This window comes from Bradyrhizobium sp., assembly GCF_049586575.1.
GTDB lineage: Bacteria > Pseudomonadota > Alphaproteobacteria > Rhizobiales > Xanthobacteraceae > Bradyrhizobium.
The window spans coordinates 1-3492 of record NZ_JBAVCF010000291.1 but is presented as its reverse complement, the minus strand read 5'-3'; the positions used below and the strand labels follow the sequence as shown (position 1 = coordinate 3492).

General features: G+C 61.9%; 4 protein-coding genes. All 4 read right to left on the bottom strand.

Annotated elements, in window-relative coordinates; all coding sequences use genetic code 11:
• Nucleotides 1–45 precede the first annotated feature (45 nt).
• Genes WB528_RS11280 through WB528_RS11265 form a run of 4 tightly spaced genes read right to left on the bottom strand, consistent with a single transcriptional unit; the run spans nucleotide 46 to nucleotide 3408 of the window.
• Nucleotides 46–753: an ABC transporter ATP-binding protein gene (locus tag WB528_RS11280; protein ID WP_423888493.1), complete on the bottom strand. Its 708-nt coding sequence runs from the start codon at nucleotides 751–753 to the stop codon at nucleotides 46–48.
• Nucleotides 750–1472, bottom strand: coding sequence for an ATP-binding cassette domain-containing protein (locus WB528_RS11275; protein ID WP_423888492.1), 723 nt, complete (start codon nucleotides 1470–1472; stop codon nucleotides 750–752). Before WB528_RS11275 ends, WB528_RS11280 begins: the two co-directional genes overlap by 4 nt.
• Complete coding sequence (locus tag WB528_RS11270; protein ID WP_423888491.1) at nucleotides 1472–2545, bottom strand: ABC transporter permease subunit; 1074 nt, start codon at nucleotides 2543–2545, stop codon at nucleotides 1472–1474. Before WB528_RS11270 ends, WB528_RS11275 begins: the two co-directional genes overlap by 1 nt.
• Entirely contained in the window at nucleotides 2542–3408 is an 867-nt protein-coding gene (locus WB528_RS11265) for a branched-chain amino acid ABC transporter permease (protein ID WP_423888490.1), read from the bottom strand. Before WB528_RS11265 ends, WB528_RS11270 begins: the two co-directional genes overlap by 4 nt.
• Between the last annotated feature and the right edge of the window lie 84 nt (nucleotides 3409–3492).

Here is a 3492-nt window from a genome sequence, read left to right as displayed (position 1 = left end):
GCCATGGCTTGTCCTCCCTGTGAATCGCGCCCGCTGGATCGGGCCTTAAGTTGCTATGCCTACAAACTCCCCGACTAGGCTTGCGTCGCCGAGTTCGCCCGGCGCCACTTCCCGGGTAATCGTCCCCTTCTGGATGATCAGGATGCGCTGCGAAAGCGCGGCGATGAAATCGAGATTCTGCTCGACTAAGATCATCGTAAGCCCGCTCCTGGCCTGCAGCCGCTGCATGGTCTCGACAATCTCGTCGATGATGGACGGTTGAATGCCCTCCGTCGGCTCGTCGAGCAGGACCAGACGCGGACCGCCGCAAAGACAGCGCGCGATCGCCAGCAATTGCTGTTCGCCGCCCGACAGTGCCCCGCCAGCGCGATCGAGCAGTGCCTTCAGGCGAGGAAACTCCTCCAGCACGGTTGCGATGATGTCCTCTTTCGCGCCGTCTTGCGCGCTGCAGCCCATGAGCAGATTCTCGTGTACGGTCAGGCCGGGGAATATCTCGCGGCCCTGCGGCACGTAGCCGAGCCCAAGCCGCGCACGCCGATAGGGTTCGACCGCCGTGACGTCGTCATGGTCAAACATCACGCGACCGCCGGTCAGCGGCAAAAAACCCACCAGCGCTTTCAGTAGCGTCGTCTTGCCCATGCCATTGTGGCCGAGGATGCCGATAAATTCGCCTTCGTTGACGGAGAAGCTCACCCCGTTGAGGATCGGAATGCGGCCATACCCCGTTCGCAGTCCCTGCACATCGAGCATCATGCGGCCACCTGTTTGCCCAGATAGATGTCGCGCACCTGCGGATTGCGCATGATGTTTTCCACGCTGTCCTCGACCAGCACGCTGCCCTGGTTGAACACGGTGACCTGCTTGGCGATCATGCGGATGAACTGCATGTCGTGTTCGACGACGATCAGCCCTTTGGTACGGTTGATCTCGCGCACCAGTTCGGCCGTCTTGTTGACCTCCTCATGCGTCATGCCGGCGGCGGGCTCGTCGAGCAGGATCAATTGGGGGTCGGTGGCCAGCACGAGGCCGAGTTCGACCCATTGCCGCTGTCCATGGGCGAGTTGACCGACCAAGCGTTCGGCGGCCTCCGTCAGGCTGACCCGCTCCAGCATCTCGTCGACGACGCGCCTGGCCCTGTCGCCGGAATGGTGCCGGCTTGCCGCCAGCCAAATGTTTTCACGCACCGATAAGCCATCGAACACGCTCGGCACCTGGGTCTTGATGCCGATGCCGAGGCGCGCGATGTCATGCGCGTGTGCGCGCGAAATGTCGTGACCGCGGAACAGCACTTGGCCATGGGTCGGCTCCAGTTGCCCGGTCAGCATCTTGAAGAAAGTGCTCTTGCCCGCGCCGTTCGGGCCGATCAGGCAGCGCAGTTCGCCTTCGGCCAGCGAGAAGTTGACGTGGCGCACGGCGCGAACGCCGCCGAAATGCATGCTGAGATCCTGGGTCTGAAGCAGCGGTGCGGCCATCAACTCTCCTCCGCCTGCTTCGGCTGCAGCCTCTTGGCCCGCTTGCCCCGCGAAGAGAGCAGCGATTGGCCGATATCGCCGAGCGTCGGCACAAGTCCCTTTGGCACTAGCAGTACAAATGCGATCAGGATGACCCCGAAAATCAAGGGCGCGTTGGCAAAGATCTTGGCCCACCAGTCCGATCCGCCGCTGGGCTGGTTGGCGCCGAGTGCCGTCGTGAGCCATTGAATCCCGATACAGCCGACGATCGGTCCGATCAGCGTGCCACGCCCGCCGACGATGACCCAAATGATGATCTGCGCGGATTGGGCGAGACCGAAGATGGTGGGGCTTACAAAATTGCCCCAATTGGCGAACAGGCAGCCGGCAAATCCGGCCAGTGCACCGCCAATGGTGAAGGTGGCGAGCTTGTAGGCGCGCGGATCATAGCCAAGCAGTTCGGCGCGCCGTTCGTTTTCCCGGATGCCGACGATGATACGGCCAAACCGGCTCGCCAGCAGCAGCCGCAATCCAAAATAGGTCGCGAGCAGCGCGGCGGTTGCAAGATAGAACATGCCTTCGAGATCGATCGGCGCGCGCTTGTTGCCGGGGAAATTCAGCGGCGGAATTCCAGGAATGCCGTTGAAGCCGCCGAGCCGCGCCGAGCCGATATGGAATTCCGGTCCAGCCGTCGAATTGATCGAATTGAACAGAATCAGGGTCACCGTCAGCGTGATGACGCCGAGATAGACGTCGCTGATGCGGCCGTAGAAAATGAAATAGCCGAGCAGCGCCGCAAAGGCCGCCGGCACGATGATCGCAAGCAGCAGCGGGATCGTGCTCTCGCCGATGTTGAACATCGCGATGGCGTAGGTGTAGGCGCCAAGCCCGAAGAAGGCCGACTGCCCGAAGCAGAGGATGCCGCCATAGCCCCAAATGAGCGCGAGACTGAGCGCCAGGATCGCCATGATCATGTAGACGGTGAGTTCAAGCACCACATCGAGTTCGAACAGGCGTGGTACCAGCACCATGAACGCGAGGCCGGTCACGCCGACGAGGCAGAGACCGAGAAGATTGAGCGCGCGGGCGCTCACATGCCTCTCCGGAAGAAGCGGCCGGTGATGCCTTGCGGCAGCAGGCGGATCAAGACAACGGCAGCCGCGAGCAACGCGACTTCACCGAACACCGGCGTGGTGACGAAGGTAGCAATTTGGTTGATGGTGCCGAAGAGCACGGATGCCGAAACCGTGCCGCTAAGGATAGCGGCGCCGCCGCCGATCACCGTGATGAAGGATTTGGCGACATAGGCGACGCCAATGGTCGGAAACACTCCGGAGACCGGCGCCAGCACCGCCCCGGCAAGTCCCGACAGTGCGGCGCCGAGGCCGAAGGTGATGGCATAGACGCGCGGCGGATTGACACCAAGTGCCGCCGCCATGTTGGCATTCTGCATGGTGCCACGGGCAATCAGCCCGAGCTGGGTCCAGCGCATTACGGCGAAGATCGCCCCGAATACCACCACCGCCACGACGATGACAAACAGCGTATAGGCACTGGTGCGGTAGGCGCCGATCTGGAAACTGCCGAGTGGCGCCGAAATGCCGACGGTGGTATTGCCGAAGATCGCCGTCGTCAGCCCGACTAGGAACAGGCTCAAGCCCCAGGTCGCCAGCATGGTGTCGATCATGCGGCCGTAGAGGAAGCGGATGATCGTGCGCTCGATGATCACGCCGATGATGCCGACCACAATCGGCGCGACCACCAGCATCGACAGCCAGATGTTGATGCCATGGCCGGTGGCAACGATCGCGGCATAGCCGCCCAGCATCAGGAACTCGCCATGCGCGAGATTGATGACCCGCATCATGCCGAAGTTAATCGCCAGCCCGATGCTGATCAGCGCCAGGCTGGCTATCGCGTAAAGGACCTGGATTGCCAGGAGAGCGACGAGATCCACTTTCACCTTTCCTAAGCACGACCCGAGGCAAACTCACCCTCAAATCTTGATCACGTATTGCTGGTTGTCGTTCGGGTTCTTGAT